The 21,274-nt window shown below is 67.2% G+C and carries 18 protein-coding genes; 7 read left to right on the top strand and 11 right to left on the bottom strand.

Annotated features, from left to right (window positions below; all coding sequences use genetic code 11):
• Nucleotides 1-75: 75 nt before the first annotated feature.
• On the bottom strand, nt 76-1,008 hold the full coding sequence (locus tag DACI_RS10680; protein ID WP_012204057.1) for a LysR family transcriptional regulator: 933 nt from the start codon (nt 1,006-1,008) through the stop codon (nt 76-78).
• A gap of 282 nt (nt 1,009-1,290) precedes the next feature.
• Here DACI_RS10680 and DACI_RS10675 point away from each other — a divergent pair, with 282 nt between their 5' ends.
• Together DACI_RS10675 and DACI_RS10670 are read left to right on the top strand one after the other, a co-directional pair.
• Nucleotides 1,291-3,582: a DUF6351 family protein gene (locus DACI_RS10675; RefSeq protein ID WP_012204056.1), complete on the top strand. Its 2,292-nt coding sequence runs from the start codon at nt 1,291-1,293 to the stop codon at nt 3,580-3,582.
• 101 nt (nt 3,583-3,683) lie between these two features.
• Nucleotides 3,684-4,379 (top strand): Crp/Fnr family transcriptional regulator, encoded by a 696-nt coding sequence (locus DACI_RS10670; RefSeq protein ID WP_012204055.1) that lies wholly within the window; start codon nt 3,684-3,686, stop codon nt 4,377-4,379.
• Between the two features lie 16 nt (nt 4,380-4,395).
• Here the strand turns inward: DACI_RS10670 and DACI_RS10665 are convergent, their stop codons facing one another.
• Nucleotides 4,396-6,678 carry a sensor domain-containing diguanylate cyclase gene (locus DACI_RS10665; protein WP_012204054.1) on the bottom strand — a complete coding sequence of 761 codons (2,283 nt, stop codon included), beginning with the start codon at nt 6,676-6,678 and terminating at the stop codon, nt 4,396-4,398.
• A 120-nt stretch (nt 6,679-6,798) separates the two neighbouring features.
• Entirely contained in the window at nt 6,799-7,434 is a 636-nt protein-coding gene (locus DACI_RS10660) for a Crp/Fnr family transcriptional regulator (RefSeq protein ID WP_043781147.1), read from the bottom strand.
• Between the two features lie 140 nt (nt 7,435-7,574).
• On the opposite strand from DACI_RS10660, the gene DACI_RS10655 reads away from it, so the two are divergent.
• Nucleotides 7,575-9,458, top strand: a complete 1,884-nt coding sequence (locus tag DACI_RS10655; RefSeq protein ID WP_012204052.1) for an EAL domain-containing protein — start codon at nt 7,575-7,577, stop codon at nt 9,456-9,458.
• A gap of 97 nt (nt 9,459-9,555) precedes the next feature.
• Here DACI_RS10655 and DACI_RS10650 read toward each other — a convergent pair whose 3' ends face one another.
• Both DACI_RS10650 and xdhC read right to left on the bottom strand, forming a co-directional pair.
• On the bottom strand, nt 9,556-10,887 hold the full coding sequence (locus DACI_RS10650; RefSeq protein WP_012204051.1) for a urate hydroxylase PuuD: 1,332 nt from the start codon (nt 10,885-10,887) through the stop codon (nt 9,556-9,558).
• Nucleotides 10,888-11,073: 186 nt separating this feature from the next.
• Nucleotides 11,074-11,958, bottom strand: coding sequence for a xanthine dehydrogenase accessory protein XdhC (gene xdhC, locus DACI_RS10645; protein WP_012204050.1), 885 nt, complete (start codon nt 11,956-11,958; stop codon nt 11,074-11,076).
• 130 nt (nt 11,959-12,088) lie between these two features.
• On the opposite strand from xdhC, the gene DACI_RS10640 reads away from it, so the two are divergent.
• On the top strand, nt 12,089-12,577 hold the full coding sequence (locus DACI_RS10640) for a hypothetical protein (RefSeq protein ID WP_043781144.1): 489 nt from the start codon (nt 12,089-12,091) through the stop codon (nt 12,575-12,577).
• Between the two features lie 43 nt (nt 12,578-12,620).
• Here the strand turns inward: DACI_RS10640 and DACI_RS10635 are convergent, their stop codons facing one another.
• A complete protein-coding gene (locus DACI_RS10635) occupies nt 12,621-13,010 on the bottom strand; it encodes a hypothetical protein (protein ID WP_012204048.1) in 390 nt (129 codons plus the stop codon).
• Between the two features lie 93 nt (nt 13,011-13,103).
• Here DACI_RS10635 and DACI_RS10630 point away from each other — a divergent pair, with 93 nt between their 5' ends.
• The gene (locus tag DACI_RS10630; protein ID WP_012204047.1) at nt 13,104-13,433 is read left to right on the top strand and encodes an Arc family DNA-binding protein; all 330 of its coding nucleotides are present in this window, start codon (nt 13,104-13,106) and stop codon (nt 13,431-13,433) included.
• Nucleotides 13,434-13,498: 65 nt separating this feature from the next.
• Here the strand turns inward: DACI_RS10630 and DACI_RS10625 are convergent, their stop codons facing one another.
• Nucleotides 13,499-14,083: a BPSL1445 family SYLF domain-containing lipoprotein gene (locus tag DACI_RS10625; protein ID WP_012204046.1), complete on the bottom strand. Its 585-nt coding sequence runs from the start codon at nt 14,081-14,083 to the stop codon at nt 13,499-13,501.
• Nucleotides 14,084-14,399: 316 nt separating this feature from the next.
• On the opposite strand from DACI_RS10625, the gene DACI_RS10620 reads away from it, so the two are divergent.
• Nucleotides 14,400-14,789, top strand: coding sequence for a DoxX family protein (locus tag DACI_RS10620; protein ID WP_012204045.1), 390 nt, complete (start codon nt 14,400-14,402; stop codon nt 14,787-14,789).
• A 110-nt stretch (nt 14,790-14,899) separates the two neighbouring features.
• Here DACI_RS10620 and uraH read toward each other — a convergent pair whose 3' ends face one another.
• Nucleotides 14,900-15,250 carry a hydroxyisourate hydrolase gene (gene uraH / locus DACI_RS10615; RefSeq protein ID WP_012204044.1) on the bottom strand — a complete coding sequence of 117 codons (351 nt, stop codon included), beginning with the start codon at nt 15,248-15,250 and terminating at the stop codon, nt 14,900-14,902.
• A 339-nt stretch (nt 15,251-15,589) separates the two neighbouring features.
• Here uraH and ggt point away from each other — a divergent pair, with 339 nt between their 5' ends.
• Nucleotides 15,590-17,410: a gamma-glutamyltransferase gene (ggt, locus tag DACI_RS10610; protein WP_012204043.1), complete on the top strand. Its 1,821-nt coding sequence runs from the start codon at nt 15,590-15,592 to the stop codon at nt 17,408-17,410.
• A gap of 96 nt (nt 17,411-17,506) precedes the next feature.
• Here the strand turns inward: ggt and glxR are convergent, their stop codons facing one another.
• From glxR to gcl, 3 genes are all read right to left on the bottom strand, one after another.
• Entirely contained in the window at nt 17,507-18,421 is a 915-nt protein-coding gene (gene glxR / locus DACI_RS10605) for a 2-hydroxy-3-oxopropionate reductase (RefSeq protein WP_012204042.1), read from the bottom strand.
• Between the two features lie 50 nt (nt 18,422-18,471).
• The gene (gene hyi / locus DACI_RS10600; protein ID WP_012204041.1) at nt 18,472-19,272 is read right to left on the bottom strand and encodes a hydroxypyruvate isomerase; all 801 of its coding nucleotides are present in this window, start codon (nt 19,270-19,272) and stop codon (nt 18,472-18,474) included.
• Nucleotides 19,273-19,387: 115 nt separating this feature from the next.
• Complete coding sequence (gene gcl, locus DACI_RS10595; protein WP_012204040.1) at nt 19,388-21,178, bottom strand: glyoxylate carboligase; 1,791 nt, start codon at nt 21,176-21,178, stop codon at nt 19,388-19,390.
• Nucleotides 21,179-21,274 lie beyond the last annotated feature (96 nt).

Below are 21,274 nucleotides of genomic sequence, written 5' to 3'. Positions count from 1 at the left end.
CCTTGAAACCGCCTTGGCGGCCCTCATATCGACCACCACTTTGTCCACCAAAAAGGCGGTTCCTGCCGCCATCGCCTAGCGGGCACGGGACATCAGGGCCACATGCCGCACGGCGTCGCGCAGCCAGCGCGTGGAGGCGCCCATGTGCGTGCGGGCGTGCCACAGCTGGTAGTACACCAGCGGCGCGAACTCCACCGGGCAGGGCAGGATCACCAGGGGCAGGCGCTGGCTGAAGCGCTCGCAGAACAGCCGCCCCGTGGTCAGCACCAGCAAGCTGGTGGCCACGATGTCGGGGATCAGGCTGAAATGCGCGCAGCGCGCCGCCACCTGGCGCTGCAGGCCCATGCGGGACAGCTGGTCGTCGATCACGCCGCGCGCGCCCGGATAGGTGGGCGTGGGCGCGATGTGCTCGGCCTCCAGCCACTGGGCCACGTCCCAGCCGCGGCGCACGGCCGGGTGCTGGGGGCTGACCAGGCAGACCACCTCGTCCTCGAACAGGCTGGCCATGTGCAGGCCCTGCGGCGGCTCGGGCCAGTTGCCGATCACCACGTCCACATCGCCCTGGGCCAGTTGCACCTCGTAGTGCGCGTCGCCGTTGAGCGCCAGGATGTCCACGGGGCAGCCGGGCGCCTCGGTCTTGAGATGGGCCACCAGGCGCGGCAGGAACAGCGGGTCCAGGTAGTCGCTGGCAGCGATGCGGAAGGTGCGTGTGGAGGTGCGGGGATCGAAATGGCGCGCATCGCTGAACAGGCCCTCGGCCGCGCGCAGGATGTCGGCGGCCGGCTGCACCATGCGCAGCCCGGCCTCGGTGGGCTGCATGTGCGCGCCCGAGCGCACCAGCAGCGAATCGCCGGCCAGGTCGCGCAGGCGCTTGAGCGCAGCGGACACCGCCGGCTGGTGCATGCCCAGGCGCAATGCGGCACGCGAGACGCTGCGCTCGGTCAGCACCGTGTGCAGCACCCGTATCAGGTGCAGATCAATCTTGTCGAACAGGGCCTGGTCGCGCATGTAGCGAAGCAATCACCAAAGAGGCACGGCGCGGGGAGCCGCCATGCAGATCATGAAAGCCCGCAGGGTAACCCAGCCCTGGCCCCGGCCAGCTAGATACAAGCACCAAGAATGGCCTGGGCAGGGGGCGTTAAACACTTGTGAGCGCAGCGCATGCAATATGCGCGCCAGTTCCATGGCACGGGACCATCCATGCATTGTCAAAACCTATACAGACTTCCATTTGTTAGCGTGCTTCAATGAAATCGCTTCAAGAAGAAGTGGATGCAGGAGACAAGACCCATGACACAGACAGCCCCTCGTTCGGGCATGGCGATGGCCGCCGTGCTCGCCACGCTGCTGACGGCCTGCGGCAGCAGCGGCGATGCCGGCCCGCAGCCCATCGAGATCCTCAGCCTTTCCAACCGGGCCGACATGATCAGCGATGGCAATGCCTACCTCGAAATACTGCTGCCCAAGGGCATTCCCGCCGGTGCACTGAAGGTGGAATTGAACGGAGCCGATGTCACCGCCCAATTCGCCCAGCGCGCCAATGGCCGCATCCTGGGCCGGATCGACGGATTGCGGGTGGGCGCCAATACCCTCGCCGCCACGGCCGCAGGGAGTGCGCGGGCACGCCTGGACATCACCAACCACGGCCGAGGCGACTCCATCTTCGCCGGCCCGCAGACCCAACCCTGGATCTGCGCCACGCGCAATGGCGCACAGGCCACTGTTTCCGTGCCGGGCACGGCGCTGTCGGCGACCGTGACCACGCGCGCCAGCGGGCTCGACACCGATCCGGTGGATGCCCTTTGCAATACCAGGACCCAATACACCTACTACTACATGCCCAAGTCCAGGCAGGGCAGCGCCTGCACACCAGGGACCACGGGCACCGCCCCCTGCCACCTGGCCTTCGACCCGTCGCAACGGCCTGCCGACAGCGAGATTGCCGACTTCACCAATGACCGTGGCGATACCGTCAAGCACCTGCTGCGCGTGGAAACCGGCGTGATGGGCCGCGGCACCTACCAGATCCTGGCCTACTACGACCCCGCCCAGCCATGGGCGCCCTGGGCTCCGCAAAAAGGCTGGAACGGCAAGCTGCTGTGGAAGTTCGGCGCCTCAGCCTCGGGCAACCGCTTCCAGGAGCCTGCGGTCAACGCCCTCGACCAGGCCACCGGCAGCGTGCTGTTCGACGCCAATGCGCTCGCAGCGGGCCACATGGTGGTGAAGGCCATGCTGACCAATCACTTGCACAACAACAACGAGTTGCTGGCCGCCGAGAGCATGATGCGCATCAAGGAGCACCTGATCGAAAACTATGGCGAAGTGCGCTACACCATGGGCGACGGAAGCTCCGGTGGCTCCATGATGCAGACGGTGATCTCATCGGCCATGCCGGGGCTGCTGCAGGGGCTGCAGACGGGTTATAGCTATCCGGATGCCGCGTCCACCTGGATAGAGACGCGGGACTGTGGCCTTCTGACGAACTACTACGGCACAGCAGCAGGCAAGGCGCTGCCCGACGCCGCCAGGGCTGCCATCAATGGCCATCCAGCCGCCTATTGCAGCGCCTGGACAGCCACCTTCATCACACCGCAAAATCCCAGGCTGCCAATCAATTGCGGCCCAGGCTTTCCGGCAGCCATCACCTACGACCCGCAAACCCGTCCCCAGGGCGTGCGCTGCTCCATCCACGACATGTTGGTGGCGGTCTACGGTACGGCGCGCGACGCCGATGGCAACATCAAACCTGTCATGCCCTACGACAACGTAGGCGTGCAATACGGACTCAAGGCACTGCAGTCGGGAGCCATTGGCGCCGAGGACTTCGTGCTTCTCAACGAAGGCATTGGCAGCTACACCACCGATCTGGACTGGACCGGAGGCACGGCGGCTCCGGTGGCCAGCCGCCAGCAGGCACCGGCTGATCTGCTGCCCAGAATCTACAGCAGCGGCCTGCACAGCAACGCGAAGAATCTCTCGCAGGTGGCCATCATCGACCTGCGGCCAGAGTTGGGCGCAGACATCCATATGAGTTGGCGCAGCCTCCAGCAGCGCGCACGTCTGGATGCAGGCAACGGTGGCCACGACAATCATGTGATCCGCGCAACCCAAGGCCCGCTCACACGGGCCATGGCCGACCAGTCCTTTGCCATGATGGACCGCTGGTTGTCCGCAATCGAAAGCGATACGTCCGCTATCCCGCTGGCACAGAAAGTGGTGCGCAACAAGCCTGCTGACCTGAAGGATGTCTGCCTTGCCGACGGGGGCCGGACTCTGGCGCTTGACGATCCGGCGTGCAGCTTCAAGCCCACGTTGTCGCCGCGCCAGGTGGCTGGAGGTCCCCGCGCCGAGGACGTCTACCAGTGCCAGCGCAAGCCTCTGTCCTTCGCCAGCCAGGACTATCCGGGCGTCACTTTCAGCGCCGCGCAGCAGGCACGCCTTGCGGCCGTTTTCCCGACTGGGGTCTGCGACTGGAGCAAACCTGGCACGGGCCAGACGCAGGAAGCAGCCTTTCTGACCGATTTCAGCGCGGGTCCCGCAGGCAGGCGGGTCGGACCCAAGCCGGTCTCGCGCAACGATTGACGCGTCAAGGACGCCGGTCGGAAAGTACAGATAAGGGTTTGCACAGTGCCGATTGAACCAATGAAAGAACAAACTTCCATTGAAAAATCACATCGCCCGCCATGCAGCCCTTCCCCACGATCAGCGATGTCCTGAAGTCGGCACCCTTTGCGCCCAGCCTGAGCAAGGCACACCTGCTCAGGCTGCGGCGAGAAGTGCTGCTGCGCGAGATACCGGCCGGCACCTCGCTGTATCAGAAGGCGCGCCGGGCCGACCACTGGACCGGCGTCGTCCGGGGCGTGGTCAAGATCCATGCCCTGTCGCCCACCGGACGCACCACCACGCTGGCCACCTTCCCCCCGGGCTGCTGGTTCGGCGAAGGCACGCTGCTCAAGCGTGAAGGCTGGCCTTTCGATGCCACGGCGATCGAAGACACCCTGTTGGCCCTGATGCCTGCCGCCACCTTCCACTGGCTGCTGGAGCACAGCCTCGGCTTCAACCGTTTTCTGCTGGACCAGGTCAATGCACGGCTGGGCCAGTTCATCAGCCGCTGCGAGCATGCGCGCCTGCACCACTCCAGCCGCCACGTGGCGCACTGCATCTCCGAACTGACGGATGCCAGGCTCTATCCGGGCGCCGAGAACCGCCACCTGGGCATGTCGCAGGAGGAACTGGCCAGCCTGGCGGGCGTGTCGCGACAGATCGTCAACCGTGCCCTGGGCGAACTGGAGGACATCGGCGCAGTCCGTGTCTCCTATGGGTCGCTGACATTGATCGATCCCGAGGGGTTGCGGCGCTTCAGCGAGTCCTTCGAATGAGAGGACAGCTTTGCATCTATGCCGCCTCCAGCACCTCGACGCGGTTGCGGCCCTTGCGCTTGGCCGCATAGCAGGCCATGTCGGCCGAGCGCAGCGCGCTGCTGACCGTGTGCTGGCGGGCATCGAGCACCACCATGCCGACGCTGACACCCATCAGGTAGCGCTGCCCCTCGTGGGCGCCCTCCCAGTCCTGCACGGCCATGCACAGGCTTTGCGCCAGCAGCATGCCCTGCTCCGCCGAGGTGCCCGCCAGCAGCACGGCGAATTCATCACCGCCCAGGCGCGCCACCCAGCCCAGCGGCCGGACCACGCTGTCGATCAGCCGGGCCATGTGGCACAGCACCTCGTCGCCCGCCGCATGGCCGCCCTGCTGGTTGACGTGGGCGAAATGGTCCAGGTCCAGGAACAGGATCACGCCATGCTGCTGCAGGCCGACGGTCTTCTCCTCCGCCTCTTCCTCCGCCTCTTGTGCCTCCTCGACCGTGGCGACGGCGGTGTTGTCGCTGTGCTGCAGGGCGGATTCACCCTGCTGCAGCGCCTCGGCCGGCAGGCGCTGGGCGGCACTGCATTCCTGCAGCCACTCATGCAGGCGCATGGCAAAGGCCTCGCGGTTGGGCAGCAGGGTCAGCGGATCGTGCATGGCCTTCCAGCCCGGCTGCTCGCGCACCAGTCGCTGCATGGTCACGTCCTCGACCACCCAGACCAGGGTGGGGTCTGCCGGCACCACGGCGCGCGGCTCCAGGCCGCGCTGCAGGCGCTGCAGGCTCTGGCCGTGCAGGCGCACCCAGATGGGGCGGCCGTCCTTGCGGACAAAGCACTGCTCGCTGTCGAACTGGCCGTACATGTCCAGGTCCTTGCGCACGCGCTCCAGCAATTGGATGTGCGCCGTGTCGGAGGCGCACAGCTGGCGTATCGCCTGCCCCTGCAGCTCGCGCGGCGGGTAGCCGAGCATGCGTGCGGCCTGCAGGCCCACCAGCTCCAGATGCGCCGACCGCGTGACCACCAGGCCCACGGGCGCGTAGTCCATCAGCGTCTGCAGCTGCAGTTGCAGCCGGCCAATCTCATGCGCCTGCTCCTGGCCCATCTGCCCCAGGCGATGCAGGGCCTGCCACAGCGTGGAGGCCTCGCCCCAGGCATGGGTCCAGGGCATGCGCCAGCCGCCTTCCTCGGCATGTCCCGGCTCGGGTTCGGGCGCGGGATCGGGCTCCTCGGCCATCAGCCTTCCCTGGCTCGCCAGCCATTGGCGTGCAGTGCGGTGCAGGGCCGCCATGGGTTCGGTGACCAGGATCAGCAGCAGGACCAGCAGGCCAGCGACACCGGCCACGGCGGCCAGCAGCCACCACAGCACGCGCGGCGCCAGGCTGGGTGCGATGGCTTCCTCGGGGGTGATCCTGACCACCAGCCACTGCGGCAGCGGCATGCCTGCCGTCGTCACCAGGTAGCCCGCGCGCCGCTGGGTGTCGGGGCCCACCTGCACTGCGCCGGCCGCGGGGTCCTGCAGCCAGTCCGCGCCCAGGCCGGGCTCGGCCTCGGCGCGCGCCGACCAGCGCGAGGGGTCGGAGTGGGCCAGGATCTGCCCGTCGCGCTGCATGACCAGCAGGCGCCCGCCGGAGCGCGAGGGATCGATGCTGGGCGGCAGCAGTGCCTGGGCGGACATGCGCACGCCGGCCGACAGCACGCCGCTGACCGTGCCGTTGCCGGTACGCAGCGGCACGGCGTACAGCAACTCCATCATTCCGGGATCGGCCCCCTTGCGCACCATGGTGGAGACCACGGGCCGGCCATCGGCCAGGCTGCGCCGCATCACGTCGCGCACGCCTTCGTCCAGATCGGCCAGGGGCTCGGAACGGCCGCCGCGCAGGCTGAGCTGCAGCTGGCCACGCGCGTCGGCCAGTTGCAGGGTGTCGAACAGCCGCACGGATGCGTCTCCACGCAGCATCTCGCCCATCAGCCGGCTCGGGTCGCTGCCCTGGTCTGCAATGCCCTGGGCCAGCACCCACAGCAGGCGCTGCTGCTGCTCCAGCCGCGCGGCCAGCATGCGCGCCACGGTATCGACCTCGTCGGCCTGCCGGGCCATGGCGCGCTCCAGCGTCTGCTGGCGCATGTTGTGCGAGACCCACCAGGCACTGCCAAGGCCCGCCAGCAGCACGGCTGCAGCGGCCAGCGCCAGCACCGTGCAGCGCATGGCGCCCCAGCCTGTGGCCGCGCGCGGCCGCGAGGGTGAATCCGGCAGCTGCGGAGCATCCTGGGATGCCAGCAGTGCCTGGAAAAAGGGAGATCGGCGGGCGTCCAGTGACATGACGCCATCAATATATGCAGGCCCGAAAGCCGTCCCACTGGGTGGAACCCGCGAACCAGTGGATACCCCGCCCCGCAAGTCCCGGCGCTTGCAGGCCGGCACCCGTCAGCGGCGTGGGAATCAGCCTACTGCGAGCACTTCGAGGGCCGCCGGCTTGGGCAGATCGATGACATTGCCCCGGCCCGCGATGAGCCCGTGCTCACGCAACTGGCGCAGCACGCGCGAGAAGGTCTCGGGCGCAATGCCGAGCTGGGCGGCGATCAGCCGCTTGCGCAGGTGCAGCGTCACGCGCAGGCCCCCGGCCTCGTGCGGCATGGCATGGCGCAGCAGCCACTGGGCGCAGCGCGCCTCGGCGTCCTTGGACAGGCGGCTCACCGCCAGCTCGGTCTGCGCGCAGTAGGCCTGGGCCATGTCCTGCAGCAGTTGCTGGGCGGGCGGCGGCAGCTGCGAGACGGCCTTCAGGAAGTCGGTCTGGGGAAGTTGCTGCACGCGGACATCGCTGTCGGCCAGCATGTCCAGGCTGCTGCCGCGCCGCTGCAGCACAAAGGCGGCGTCCAGCCAGGCCGGCCCCTCCACGACACCGAGCTGGTGGCGCATCTGCCCACCCTGGCCTATGCCCAGAAGCACGCGACCGCGCTCCAGATACATCACCGTATCCGGCGACTGCCGACGCAGCCTGAGCCAGGTACCCGCGGCCAACACCTGGGCGGAACCCGGCGCGAAGGCGAAAGCTTGCAAGGAAGACAGGGCGAACATGCATGCAACTTTGCCGGCTTTGCTCCCGCCGCGTTTTGAGCCATGTCAATCCGCCGCCAGCACACCGGTCCGCAGGCGGCATACTTGTCACAAGAATGTCACCAGTGAAACGTAATGTATCCAGCTGAAAAGTTGAGCCCATGATCGATCCCCAGATGCTCGCCAGCCTGCCCGCTGCCGCGGCCGTGCTATCCGCCGCCGTGCGGTCAGGCGCAGGCCCCGTGGCGCAGCTCATGCGCGCGGGCGGCCTGTACTGCGTCTTCCAGCCGCTGGCCGACTTGCGCAGCGGCAGCATCTATGCGCATGAGGCGCTGATCCGCGGCCCCCGGGGCATGCCATTGCATACGCCCGATGCCCTGCTCAAGGGCGCTGCGGCCGAGGGCATTCTTCGGGAATTCGAGCTGCTGGCGGTCTGCGTGGCGCTGCAGGACTGGGGCCGGCAGAGTGCGCCGGGCCGGCTGTTCATCAACCTCAGCGCCCAGGCGCTGGTGCAGGCCGTGGGGGTCTGCGGCCCCGGCATGGTCGGGGACACGGTGCGCATCTTCGGCGTGCAGGCCCGCTCCCTGGTGGTGGAGATCACCGAGCACGACCATGTGACCGACATGCCCGCCGTCTGCGCCGCCGTGAAGGCCGTGCATGCCACGGGCGCGCGCCTGGCGCTGGATGACTTTGGCGACGGCCGCTCCAGCCTGCGCCTGTGGTCCGAGGCCAAGCCCGACTTCGTCAAGATCGACAAATACTTCATCCACCAGATCGAGCAGCGCCCGGCCACGCTGCAGCTGCTGCAGGCCATCAAGGGCATTGCCGAGGTCTTCGGCACCACGCTGATCGCCGAAGGCATAGAGACCGAGGATGAGCTGCGCACCCTGCGCGACCTGGGCATTCCGTATGGCCAGGGCTGGCTGCTGGGCCGCCCTGCCGAAACCGCCCAGCCCCAGATCAGCACGCAGGCGCGCAGCGTGGCGCAGGACCCGCGCGTGGCCGTGCTGCCCCACCAGGGACACAGCGCGCGCCCGGGGGTGCTGCGCAATCTGATGGTGATGCAGGCGCCCTGCGTGGTGCCCGCAGCCAGCAACGACGAGGTGGCCGAGCTGTTCCAGGCCGGCCAGCAGTTGCATGCCATTGCCGTCGTGGAGGCCGGCCGGCCGCTGGCGCTCATCAACCGCCAGCAGTTCATGAACCACTACGCCACGCTGTACTTCCGCGAAGTGCACGGGCGCAAGCCCTGCCTGGCCTTTGCCAACGTGCAGCCGCGCATCGTGGAGCTCGATTGCGATGTGGACCAGCTCGTGGGCATCCTGACCTCGCAGGACCAGCGCTACCTGAGCGACGGCTTCATCGTCACCGACAACGGCCGCTATGTGGGCCTGGGCACGGGCGAGCAGCTGGTGCGCCGCGTGACCGAGGCCCGCATCGAGGCCGCGCGCCACGCCAACCCGCTGACCTTCCTGCCCGGCAACATCCCCATCAGCCTGCACATGCAGCGACTGCTGGACAGCGGCGCCGGCTTCGTGGCCTGCTACGCCGACCTCAACCACTTCAAGCCCTTCAACGACCACTACGGCTACTGGCGCGGCGACCAGATGATCCGCCTGGTGGCGCGGCTGGCCGTCGCGCACTGCGATGCGCGGCGCGACTTCGTGGGCCATGTGGGCGGGGACGACTTCATGCTGCTGCTGCAAAGCGAGGACTGGCAGCGGCGCTGCGAAGGCATTGTGGGCGCCTTCGCCAGCGAGGCGCGCCAGCTGTTCGACGACCAGGCGCGCGAGGCCGGAGGCATCTGGGCCGAGGACCGCCACGGCATCCGGCGATTCTTTGCCTGCACTACGCTGTCCATCGGCGTGGTGCGCGTCACGCCGGGCAGCATGCTGGCACCCGAGGACATCGCCAACCTCGCGGCCCTGGCCAAGCAGCAGGCCAAGGCGCAAAGCCTGCCGGGGCGCGGCGCCATCGCGCTGCACACGCCGCACGATGAAGCGCGGCGCCCGGCACTGCATGGCACCGCAGCGGCCTGGCCTGCCTGAAACAGAAAGCCCGCAGGCTCTTGCGAGGCTGCGGGCTGGTGGCTGGCCGCCGAACGCTGACAGCAAACGCCGACAGCGTCTGGGCGCGGCCCAGCGATCAATTCACCGATGCACCAGACTCGTACCAGCGCTTGACCATGCTGCGCTCGTCATCGTTCAGGGCACCCGGATTGCCAAAGGGCATCTTGCGCAGTTGCACCACCTGCTGGTAGATCTGCTGGGCGTGGGCCTTGACCTGCTCGGGCGAGTCCAGGCGCACATTCTTTTGCTGCAGGGCGGCACCGTGGCAGACCACGCAATGCTGCTGGAAGAAGGGCGCCATCTGGGCGTAGCCCACGGCGCCGTCGGCGGCGGGAGCAGCGGCCGCAACGGGTGCAGCAGCTTCGGCACCGGGCGCCGCCGTCGCAGCGGGCTCGGCACCAGCAGGCGCCTGCACGGCGGCGGGAGCCGGTGCGGGGGCTGCGGCAGGCGCAGGCACAGGGGCGGCGGCAGGCGCCGGTGCAGGCTTGAGCCAGACGGCCGTGCCGATCAGCACCAGCACGCCGACCAGGGCGTAGGGCCAGGGATGGGCATTGCGGCCCAGCTTGAAGCCGTGGCGCATCACGAAGAACTGGCGGATGGCAGCGCCCGCGAACATCATCAGGATCAGCACCAGCCAGTTCAGCTCATGGCTGTACAGCCAACCGTAGTGGTTGGACAGCATGGCGAACAGCACCGGCAGCGTGAAGTACGTGTTGTGCACGCTGCGCTGCTTGCCGCGCTTGCCGTGGATGGGGTCCACGGGCTGGCCTTCCTTCAGGGCCTTCACCACCGTGCGCTGGCCGGGGATGATCCAGAAGAACACGTTGGCGCTCATCGAGGTCGCCAGCATGGCGCCCATCAGCAGGAAGGCGGCCTGGCCCGGGAAGATGTGGCAGGCCAGGAAGGCCGCGATGCACACCAGCACCAGCACCATGGCGCCCACCGTGGCGTCGCCGTTCTTCTTCTGGCCGAAGACGCGGCAGATGCCGTCGTACAGCAGCCAGAAAACGACCAGGAAGGCCAGGGCCGAGGCAATGGCCGCAGCCGAGCCCATGGCGTTGGGATCGGCCGGATTGACGAGGTAGATCTTGGCGTTCCACAGATACGACACCGTCAGCAGCGCAAAGCCGCTGAGCCAGGTGGTGTAGCTTTCCCAGTAGAACCAGTGCAGGTGGTCCGGCAGCTTGGGCGGGGAGACATTGAACTTGACGGGGTGGTAGAACCCACCGCCGTGCACGGCCCAGAGTTCGCCGCTGACGCCCTGCTTCTTGAGGTCGTCATCGACAGGCGGCGTCAGGCTGCTGTCGAGGAAGACGAAATAGAAGGAGGAACCGACCCAGGCGATGGCCGTAATGACGTGGAGCCACCGCAACAGCAGGTTGGCCCAGTCGAGAATGTAGCTTTCCATAGCTCTCAACCTTGGCAGCGTGGGGGCCGCCGGTGTTCAACCTGCTCACCACTGCGGGCGCTCTGAGCAGAAGAAAAAGGCCGCGCACCCGGTAGATATACCGCCGGTGCACCGCTGCGACCATTTCGTAGACACAAAGTGTATGCAATTTTTCGACAGCCAGCCGGCTTGCGCGATATCAATTCACTAGAGATTTCCCTGATTCTGCGCGGGCGCGGCGCTGCGCCGCTGCAGCAGCTGCGCCGCCACGGCCACCGCGATCACCTCAGGCTCCTTGCCCTTGATGCCGGGCACGCCGATGGGGCAGGTCACATGGTCCAGCTCCGCATCGCTGAAGCCGCGCTCGCGCAGCCTGCGCCGGAAGGTGGCCCATTTGGTGGCGCTGCCGATCAGGCCCACATAGGGCAGGTCGCCTTGCTGGCGCTGGCGGCTCAGGCATTGGGCGACCACCTCCAGGTCCTCGGCATGGCTGAAGCTCATGATCAGCACCTGGGAGCCGGTGGGCAGGTCGGCCACGGCGGACTGCACGGGATCGGAGTATTCACACTGCACGAGCTCGTGCTCCTCCTCGGGGAAGACCGAATCGCGGCTGTCCACCCACATCACGCGGTAGGGAAGATTGCACAGCAGGCGCACCAGCGCATGGCCGACGTGGCCTGCGCCGAACAGCGCCACGCAATCGCGCGGCGGCTGCAGCCGCTCGCGCAGCATGTCCATGCGGCCCTGGGGCACCAGCACGAACCTCAGCATCACCACGCCGCCGCAGCACTGGCCCAGGCTGGGGCCCAGCGGATAGCGGTGCTGGTGCTCGGCAAGGGCGGGACCGGCCTGCCCAGGCTGTCCGGCCAATCCGGCCTGAAGCGCCGCGTCGCGCAGCAGGCTGCGGGCGCGGTCGATGGCGTCGAACTCCAGGTGCCCGCCGCCAATGGTGCCGGCCACGCGGTCGGCAAACACGGCCATCCAGGCGCCGCGCTCGCGCGGCACCGAGCCGCGCGACTCCATCACCTCGACCCAGCACAGCGGCCCCTGCGCAAGGCCCTGCTCGACTTTCTTGAACGTGTCACTCCACATGGGCGCACCTGACAGCCCGTCGTGGCGCCTGCGGGCTTCGTTGGAATTTGTTGCGGGATTTTCCGCTGCGGCACTTGAGTTTTGCGCTCCGACTGCCGGTGCCGCGGCGTTTCAGGATACGCTCGCAATCATGCCCGATTCCCCCGATTCCTCTCAGCACAGTTCCGTGCAAAAGCCACGTTCCGGCCGTCCCTGGCTGTGGGCGGGACTGATGGCCGCCATTGCCTCCCTGGTCACGGCCTGCAAGTCGCCCCCCGGCCCCGGCCCGCGCCCCGACGAGGCCACCTCCAGCGCACAGCTGCAGTACCGCAAGGTGGCGGCCAACCATCTGTACACGCGCAATGCCGAGCGCATCTACAAGGGCCAGCTGCCGCCCATGCTCTACGCGATCGGCGTGCTGCAGGTGCAGATCGACCGCAACGGCCAGGTCCAGCGCCTGCACTGGATGCGCGCGCCCAGCCATGCCCCCGAAGTGGTGAGCGAGATCGAGCGCCTGGTGCGCGCCGCCGCGCCCTTCCCCGCCCCGGCCGGCGCCGCCCGCATCACCTATACCGATACCTGGCTCTGGGACAAGTCCGGCCGCTTCCAGCTCGACACGCTGACCGAAGGCCAGCTCTGAGCCTCAGGCCGCCAAAGGCTGGCTCAGGCCGGTTCATGCCGGTTCAGGCAGATTCATGCGGCTGGCCGTCGGCAAAGCTCCTGGCGCTTCTGAGCAGGCAGGTCACGGCATACAGCACCAGGTCGTCCGGGGCATCGTCGTTCACGCGGTCGATGACCTCGATGGCATAGCCCAGGTCCTGCGACAGCTGCGGCAGCACGCCTGCCGCGCGGTCGCCAGCCTGCAGGCTTGCCACCGCCTGGTCAGCGCTGGCGTGGTAGCCACGCAGCAAATCACGCGCGGCACACACCATGGCCGAGCCGGCGCGCTCTGCATGCAGCTCCAGCACGCCCAGGGCCGCGCCCATGTGGCACAGCGCATCGACCGCCAGCACCTCCTGGTGCTGTGGTGAATATCTTCGGTGGCTGCGGCCCGATGGGTTGACTGTCTTCATGGCTCCCCTTGCGCGGGACCGTGCTGGTCCCGAAGCAACAATACCTTTCAGGTCCCTTGCAGTCAATACCTTTCCGGTCCATGATTGCCGGCGATGAAACAGACCGATCCTCAGTACAAGCTGCGCCTGCCGCAGGAACTCAAGGACCTCGTCGAGGAGGCAGCCAAGCGCACCGGCCGTTCCATGAACGCCGAAGTCGTGGCCCGGCTGCAGACCACGTTCGAGGCTCCTCTGCTCGGCCGCCTGTCGGCCGCGACGGACCCTGCGCTGGAATGCGAGGAGCCCGTGAGCATCTACGACATCAAGATGAGCGCCGAAGCCGTGGAGCGCATCGAAAAGCGCCTCGAACGCATAGAGCAGGCCGTGCTCCCGCCCGCTGCGCCGGGCAGCGCCAATGAAGACGGCGCCGCTGGCGCCGACTGAGACGACCGCACAAAGAAAAACCGGCCCGCAGGCCGGTTTCGTTCAAAGGCCCCTCAGGGCCTGGATCACTCGACCACCTTGGTGATCTTCGAGCCCTGCAGCGACACGCCGGCTTCCAGGCCCGCATTGGTCAGCACATAGCTGGTCACGGGGCCCTGGGCGGTCGTGGTGTCCACGCTGCCATTGGCGCCCACCTTGCCTGCGGCCACCGTGGCATCGGCGCCCACGGACCAGCCATCGCTGGCCAGGAACTTGTCCAGCGCTTCCTGGGTGTTGAACACATAGATCACAGCCTTGGACTGGCCACCGGCCTGCCAGCCCACCGAGGCGCCGGTCGTGCTGTAGTAGCCCTTGTTCTGGCCGCCGACGCGCAGCACGCCGCGGCCATGCTCGACACCGATGACGAAGCTGCCGCCGATCACCGAGGGGAAGATCAGCACGCCCTTGGAGCGGGCCACCATTTCCTTGGAGCCTGGCGCCGTCTGGTACAGCCGCTCCAGAGCGGCGTTGGCGCGCGCATTGACGGTGGTGGCATCAGCGCGCGGCGCGGACTGGGTTTCCGGCTTGGTGGTGGTGCAGCCGACCATGGCAATGCTGCCGGCCGCCAGTGCAGTGGCCATCACGACGGTACGCAAAGAAAACTGACGCATGGGAAAACCTGCCTTTCTTGATTGGACGTTTTGGGGAGACCCCATCGGTTCATTGGATTGATCACCTTGCCTCCCGGTCCCGGGCACCCCTTCCAGTGCTCGCAAACCGTTTCTGAGACAGGCTGGGGATGATGCTAGGCCGCTTTGCGGTACTTGTGATGAGACATGTCACAAGTTGCGCCATAGGACTACAGGCCCGCAGGAAATGTCTGAAAATCCCGTGCCGGGCCGCCACAGCCTGCACCTCAAGTCCGCTGATGCCAGAATGCAGCACGGCAACGCCCGGCATGCCGGGTCATCCACACCGAGGGAGTTCATGAAGTTCTGGAGCCACTTTCACCATCCCCAGGCAGCCATGGTGCTGCTGCGCGTCACGCTCGCGGTCCTGTTGCTTTTTCACGGCTGGGCCAAGCTGCGCTACGGCATAGGCAGCATCGAGCGCATGGTGGAGTCTGCGGGCGCGCCGGGCTGGCTGGCCTATGCGGTCTATCTGGGTGAGGTGGTGGCGCCGCTGCTGCTGCTGGTGGGCCTGTGGGTGGTGCCTGCGGCGCTGGTGATTGCGATCAACATGGTCGTGGCCTTTGCGCTGGTGCACACCGGCCAGGTGATGCAGCTGCACAGCTCGGGAGGCTGGGCGCTGGAGCTGCAGGCCTTCTTCTTCATCACGGCGCTGGTCGTGGCCATGGGGCACGCCAAGGGCAAGTAGCCCGCACGCTTGCTGGAGCCCCAAAAGCAACGGCCCGCAATGCGGGCCGTTCGTCATTTCAGGTTTCACTCCAGGCCATCCCCCGACAGCCTGCGCCTGCAGTCCAGGGCTCAGGAGCCCCGGTACGTGGAATAGCTCCAGGGGCTGACCAGCAGGGGCACATGGTAATGCTGGTCGGCATGGGCCACGCCGAAGTCCAGGCTCACCTTGTTGAGGAAGTTGGGCTCGGGCAGTTGCACGCCACGGGCCTTGAAGTAGGCCGCCACGTCGAAGGTCAGGCGGTAGGTGCCGGTCCTGAGGCTGTTGTTGTCGAACAGCGGCGCATCGGTGCGGCCGTCGTGGTTGAGCACCAGGCTCTTGATCAGCGTGGCCTGGTCGCCATCGGTGGAATACAGCGCGACAGCCATGCCGGCTGCAGGGCAGCCATTCATGGTGTCGAGGACGTGGGTGCTCAGGCCCATGGAAATCTCCTGTGCGGCGGGAGCTGGCCCGCCCGGTTGTCATTGGTTGGTCAATGCACGGAGCGCGGCGCGCGACAGCACTCGCGGCCCTGCCCTGCATTCGCAAAGTGTATACAGTTTTTGTACGCCCTTGAAGGGCGTTGCACGGCCGACACCTAGGCAGATACCCGCACTTTCGGCGCCCGGGCCCGCGCGCGGGAAGCCTGCCGACGCCATGCTTCTACACTGTGGTCCGCCGCCGCCCCGGCCGCAGGACCCTGCGGCCAGGGCGTACAGGGCGGCACAGGACGCGCGCTCTTTTTCCACTGTTCCACAGTTTCATCTGCCAAGGAGATACCGATGCAACTTCGCTCCCCCTTGCTTGCAACCAGCCTGGCGCTGGCCATTGCCAGCCTGGCCGCCTGCAGCAGCACGCAGCCGCCCGCGGCTTCGGCGGCGCCAGCACCCGTGGCCGCAGCGCCTGCCCCGGCAGCGGCGCCCATCACGCAGAGCAGCGCGGCCCAGGCCGCCAGCGCCGCCTATGACTTCGACATGGATGTGTTCCATCCCGTCGTGGGCAGGAGCGGCATGGTGGCCAGCGAGCAGGAGCTGGCCTCGCGCATCGGCCTGCAGATCCTGAAGTCCGGCGGCAATGCGGTGGACGCCGCCGTGGCCATGGGCTTTGCGCTGGCCGTGGCCCTGCCCAACGCAGGCAACATCGGCGGCGGCGGCTTCATGGTGGTGCATGACGCCAAGAGCGGCAAGAACATTGCGCTGGACTTCCGCGAGGTCGCGCCCTCCAAGGCCACGCGCGACATGTACGTGGGTGCGGATGGCAAGGTCATCGACGGCAAATCGCTCTACACCCACTACGCCGTGGGCGTGCCCGGCACCGTGGCCGGCATGGAGCATGCGCTGAAGAAATGGGGATCGCTGCCCTTGTCCACGGTGATTGCGCCGGCCGCAAAGCTGGCCGACAAGGGCTTTACGGTCAGCGAGACCCTGGCCAAGATCCTGGAGCAGGAAAAGAAGAACATGGGCCAGTGGCCCGCCACCCAGGCCATCTTCTGGCGCAACGGCGAGCCCCTCAAGCGCGGCGACCGCCTGGTGCAAAAGGACCTGGCGCAGTCGCTGCGCCTGATCGGCCAGCAGGGCTCCAAGGTGTTCTACGAAGGCTCCATCGCCCGCAAGATCGCGGCCGAGATGGCGCCGCATGCAGGCGCCCTCTCGCTGCAGGACCTCAAGAGTTACAAGGTCGCCGAGCGCGAGCCACTGCGCGGCACCTACCGCGGCTACGAGATCGTGACCATGCCGCCTCCGTCCTCCGGCGGCGCCCACCTGATCCAGATCCTCAACATGATGGAACGCTGGCCCATGAACCAGTGGGGCGTCAACAGCGCGCAGAGCATCCACTACATGGCGGAAAGCATGAAGCTGGCCTATGCCGACCGTGCCGAATACCTGGGTGATCCCGACTTCGTGACCGTGCCGCTCAAGGGCCTGACCTCCAAGCGCTATGCCGAGGCACTGGCCGCCGGCATCGACCCCTACCAGGCGCGCGCCGGCAAGGACATCCGGCCCGGCAAGCCCCAGCCCTACGAGAGCGACCAGACCACGCACTACTCGGTGGTGGACAAGGCGGGCAACGCCGTGGCCGTGACCTATACGCTGAACACCAACTTCGGCAGCGGCATCGTGGCCAAGGGCACGGGCATCCTGCTCAACAACGAGATGGACGATTTCTCGGCCAAGCCCGGAGTGGCCAACGCGTATGGGCTGGTCGGCGGCGATGCCAATGCGGTGGCCGCAGGCAAGCGCCCGCTGTCGTCGATGACGCCGACCATGGTGCTCAAGGGCGGCAAGCCCGTGCTGGTCACCGGCAGCCCCGGCGGCGCGCGCATCATCACCACCGTGCTGCAGACCGTGGTCAACACCATCGACTTCGGCATGAACCCGGCCGAGGCCGCCGCCACGCCGCGCTTTCACCACCAGTGGACGCCCGATGAGCTGCGCGTGGAAAAGGGCATCAGCCCCGACACCGTGGCCCTGCTCAAGTCGCGCGGCCACAACGTTGCCGTGAAGGCGTCGATGGGCCGCACCCAGACCATCGAGCTGCGCGACGGCATGCTCTACGGCGCCTCCGACCCGCGCAACCCCGACGGGCAGACACTGGGCTATTGAAGCAAGAAAAAGCCGCGCCCGTTGCCGAGCGCGGCTTTTCACAACAGGGCGGCGCAAGGCCGCCCTCCCACCAATCGTTGTCTCAAAGGCCGGCCATCAGGCCTGGACCTTCTGGCCCACTTCGAAGTTGGCCTGGATCTCCAGCGCACGCACCATGCCCGAGTGGTCCCAGTTCGCGCCGCCGTGGGCCACGCAGCTGTTGAACAGCTCCTGCGCCTGGGCGGTATTGGGCAGGGACACACCGAGCTGGCGCGCGCTGCTCAGGGCAAGGTTCAGGTCCTTCTGGTGCAGCGAGATGCGGAAGCCCGGGTCGAACGTGCGCTTGATCATGCGCTCGGCATGCACTTCCAGGATCTTGGACGAGGCAAAGCCGCCCAGCAGCGCCTCGCGCACGCGGGCCGGGTCGGCACCGGCGCGCGACGCGAACAGCAGGGCCTCGGCCACGGCCTCGATGTTCAGCGCCACGATGATCTGGTTGGCCACCTTGGCGGTCTGGCCGTCGCCATTGCCGCCCACCAGGGTGATGTTCTTGCCCATGCGCTCGAACAGCGGCTTGACGCGCGCGAACACGTCCTCGGGGCCGCCGACCATGATGGACAGGGTGGCGTTCTTGGCGCCCACCTCGCCGCCGGAGACCGGCGCATCCAGGTACTGGGCGCCGATGGCCTCGATGCGGCGAGCGAAGTCCTTGGTGGCCACGGGCGAGATGGAGCTCATGTCCACCACCACCTTGCCGCTGCTGCCCTTGAGGCCGGCGGCCACGCCGTCCTCGCCGAACAGCACCTTCTCGACATCGGGCGTGTCGGGCAGCATCAGGAAGATGATGTCGGCCCGCTCGGCCACGCCGCGCGCCGTGGTGCACTGGGTGGCGCTGCTCTCGGCGATCTGCGCGGGGATCTTGCCCAGGGTGTTCACGAACAGCTGGTGGCCGGCCGTCAGAAGGTGGCCCGCCATGGGCGCGCCCATGATGCCCAGGCCCACGAAACCAAGCTTGAGAGAGGATGCATTCATGCTGTGTACTCCTTGTCGTTTTTGAAAAGCTGAAAAAACTTTGGCGGCGCTCAGGCGGCGACTGCCGCGCGCACGCTGGTGTGGGCGTCCAGCCAGCCCAGGCCCGATTCGGTATCGCGCGCGGGCTTGTACTCGCAGCCCACCCAGCCCTGGTAGCCGATGCGGTCCAGGTGCGCGAACAGGAAGGGGTAGTTGATCTCGCCCGTGCCCGGCTCGTTGCGGCCCGGGTTGTCGGCCAGCTGCACATGGCCGATGCGCGCCAGGTGCTTTTGCAGCGTGGCCGCCAGTTCGCCCTCGGTGCGCTGCGCGTGGTAGATGTCGTACTGCACGAAGGCGTTGGGCGCGCCCACCTCGTCGAGGATGGACAGGGCCTCGTCCGTGCGGTTCAGGTAGAAGCCGGGAATGTCGAAGGGGTTGATGGGCTCGATCAGCAGGCGCAGATTGGCCGCGCTCAGCGCCGATGCGGCAAAGCGCAGGTTGTCCACGAAGGTGCGGCGCAGCAGCGCGGCATCGGCACCGGCAGGCGCCTTGCCGGCCAGGCAGTTGAGCTGGGGCACGCCCAGCGCATGGCCATAGGTCACGGCCTTGGCCACGCCGGCGCGGAACTCGTCCACGCGGTCGGGGTGGCAGGCAATGCCGCGCTCGCCCGCATCCCAGTCGCCGGCCGGCAGGTTGTGCAGCACGATCTGCAGGCCGTGGGCGTCCACGCGCTCCTTGATCTCTTCGACCGTATGGGCGTAGGGAAACAGGAATTCCACGGCCTCGAAGCCGGCGCGCGCCGCGCGCTCGAAGCGGTCGAGGAAGGGCACCTCGGTGAACAGCATGCTGAGGTTGGCAGCAAAACGGGGCATGTCAGAAGTCTCCGGTAGTCGTTTGGTGGGTTGGGAGCGGCAGGGCACGCAGGGTGCCCCGCCGATAGAAAAAGCAGTGCAGTGCAATGCCGTGCGATGTGCCGTGGCGGGCCGGTCAATCCAGCAGTGCAAGCGCGCTGGGCACGTCGGCAGGCGCTGCGGCCAGGTCCTCGAACTCGATCACGTTGTCGATCTCGGCGCCCATGGAGATGTTGGTCACGCGCTCCAGGATGACCTCGACGACGACCGGCGTGCGGTGCTCTGCCATCCAGGCCTCGGCCTGTTGCATGGCGGGCGCGAAGTCCTCGGGACGGTGCACGCGGATGGCCTTGCAGCCCAGGCCCTCGACCACCTTGACGTGGTCCACGCCGTAGCCCTTGGACTCTTCCTTGTCATCGACATTGATGTTGTCGAAGGCCAGTTGCACGCAGTAGTCGATGGAGAAGGCGCGCTGCGCCTGGCGGATCAGGCCCAGGTAGCTGTTGTTGACCAGCACATGGATGTAGGGCAGCTTGAACTGCGCACCCACGGCCAGTTCCTCGATCATGAACTGGAAGTCATAGTCGCCCGACAGCGCCACGATCTTGCGGGCCGGGTCGGCCACGCGCACGCCCAGGGCGGCCGGCACGGTCCAGCCCAGCGGGCCGGCCTGGCCGCAGTTGATCCAGTTGCGCGGCTTGTAGACATGCAGGAACTGCGCGCCGGCAATCTGCGACAGGCCGATGGTGGAGACGTAGCAGGTGTCCTTGTCCAGGCTGCGGTTCATGCACTGGTAGACGCGCTGCGGCTTCATGGGCACGTTGTCGAAATTGGTCTTGCGCAGGTACTCCACATTGTTCTTGCGGGCCTGGCATTCGGCCACCCAGCCGCTGCGGTCCTTCAGGCGGCCAGCCGCCTTCCACTCGCGCGCCACCTCCACGAAGAGCTTGAGCGCAGCGCCCGCATCCGAGACGATGCCGTAGTCGGGCGCGAACACGCGGCCGATCTGCGTGGGCTCGATGTCCACGTGCACGAACTTGCGGCCCTTGGTGTAGACCTCGACCGAGCCCGTGTGGCGGTTGGCCCAGCGGTTGCCAATGCCCAGCACGAAGTCGGAGGCCAGCATGGTGGCATTGCCGTAGCGGTGGCTTGTCTGCAGGCCGCACATGCCGGCCATCAGGCGGTGGTCGTCAGGGATGGTGCCCCAGCCCATCAGGGTGGGAATCACGGGCACGTCCAGCAGCTCGGCGAACTCCACCAGCAGCTCGGACGCATCGGCGTTGATCACGCCGCCGCCCGAGACCAGCAGCGGACGCTCGGACTCGTTGAGCATGGCGATGGCCTTTTCCACCTGCTTGCGCGTGGCAGCCGGCTTGTAGACCGGCAGGGGCTCGTAGGTGTCGATGTCGAACTCGATCTCGGCCAGCTGCACGTCGATGGGCAGGTCGATCAGCACGGGGCCGGGACGGCCCGAGCGCATCAGGTGGAAGGCCTGCTGGAAGGCGCGCGGCACCTGGGCCGGCTCCAGCACCGTGGTGGCCCACTTGGTCACGGTCTTGGCGATGGAGGCAATGTCCACGGCCTGGAAATCTTCCTTGTGCAGACGCGAGCGCGGCGCCTGGCCCGTGATGCAGAGAATCGGAATCGAATCCGCGCTGGCCGAGTACAGGCCCGTGATCATGTCCGTGCCGGCCGGGCCGCTGGTGCCGATGCACACGCCGATGTTGCCGGCCACGGCGCGGGTGTAGCCCTCGGCCATGTGGCTTGCGCCTTCGACGTGGCGCGCCAGGATATGGCCGATGCCGCCATGGTCCTTGAGCGCTGCGTACAGCGGGTTGATGGCGGCACCGGGAACGCCGAATGCGACGGTCACGCCTTCTTTTTCCAGCACGCGGACTGCGGCTTCGATTGCTTTCATTTTTGCCATGGGAGGTCTCCTTCAAATTGGAGTCAACTCTAGGCAGACAGGCCGATTGGCGGAACGCCTGCGCAGACCATAAAATTTATTCCGTGCAGGAATAAC

Source organism: Delftia acidovorans SPH-1 (assembly GCF_000018665.1).
GTDB lineage: Bacteria > Pseudomonadota > Gammaproteobacteria > Burkholderiales > Burkholderiaceae_C > Comamonas > Comamonas acidovorans.
The sequence above is the reverse complement of the archived record's forward strand: the minus strand, read 5'-3'. Positions and strand labels throughout refer to the sequence as shown.

Coding starts and splice junctions, on each gene's coding strand:
- DACI_RS10680 (WP_012204057.1), bottom strand. CDS start 1,008: ATGCGCGACCAGGCCCTGTTCGACAAGATTGATCTGCACCTGATACGG.
- DACI_RS10675 (WP_012204056.1), top strand. CDS start 1,291: ATGACACAGACAGCCCCTCGTTCGGGCATGGCGATGGCCGCCGTGCTC.
- DACI_RS10670 (WP_012204055.1), top strand. CDS start 3,684: ATGCAGCCCTTCCCCACGATCAGCGATGTCCTGAAGTCGGCACCCTTT.
- DACI_RS10665 (WP_012204054.1), bottom strand. CDS start 6,678: ATGTCACTGGACGCCCGCCGATCTCCCTTTTTCCAGGCACTGCTGGCA.
- DACI_RS10660 (WP_043781147.1), bottom strand. CDS start 7,434: ATGTTCGCCCTGTCTTCCTTGCAAGCTTTCGCCTTCGCGCCGGGTTCC.
- DACI_RS10655 (WP_012204052.1), top strand. CDS start 7,575: ATGATCGATCCCCAGATGCTCGCCAGCCTGCCCGCTGCCGCGGCCGTG.
- DACI_RS10650 (WP_012204051.1), bottom strand. CDS start 10,887: ATGGAAAGCTACATTCTCGACTGGGCCAACCTGCTGTTGCGGTGGCTC.
- xdhC (WP_012204050.1), bottom strand. CDS start 11,958: ATGTGGAGTGACACGTTCAAGAAAGTCGAGCAGGGCCTTGCGCAGGGG.
- DACI_RS10640 (WP_043781144.1), top strand. CDS start 12,089: ATGCCCGATTCCCCCGATTCCTCTCAGCACAGTTCCGTGCAAAAGCCA.
- DACI_RS10635 (WP_012204048.1), bottom strand. CDS start 13,010: ATGAAGACAGTCAACCCATCGGGCCGCAGCCACCGAAGATATTCACCA.
- DACI_RS10630 (WP_012204047.1), top strand. CDS start 13,104: ATGAAACAGACCGATCCTCAGTACAAGCTGCGCCTGCCGCAGGAACTC.
- DACI_RS10625 (WP_012204046.1), bottom strand. CDS start 14,083: ATGCGTCAGTTTTCTTTGCGTACCGTCGTGATGGCCACTGCACTGGCG.
- DACI_RS10620 (WP_012204045.1), top strand. CDS start 14,400: ATGAAGTTCTGGAGCCACTTTCACCATCCCCAGGCAGCCATGGTGCTG.
- uraH (WP_012204044.1), bottom strand. CDS start 15,250: ATGGGCCTGAGCACCCACGTCCTCGACACCATGAATGGCTGCCCTGCA.
- ggt (WP_012204043.1), top strand. CDS start 15,590: ATGCAACTTCGCTCCCCCTTGCTTGCAACCAGCCTGGCGCTGGCCATT.
- glxR (WP_012204042.1), bottom strand. CDS start 18,421: ATGAATGCATCCTCTCTCAAGCTTGGTTTCGTGGGCCTGGGCATCATG.
- hyi (WP_012204041.1), bottom strand. CDS start 19,272: ATGCCCCGTTTTGCTGCCAACCTCAGCATGCTGTTCACCGAGGTGCCC.
- gcl (WP_012204040.1), bottom strand. CDS start 21,178: ATGGCAAAAATGAAAGCAATCGAAGCCGCAGTCCGCGTGCTGGAAAAA.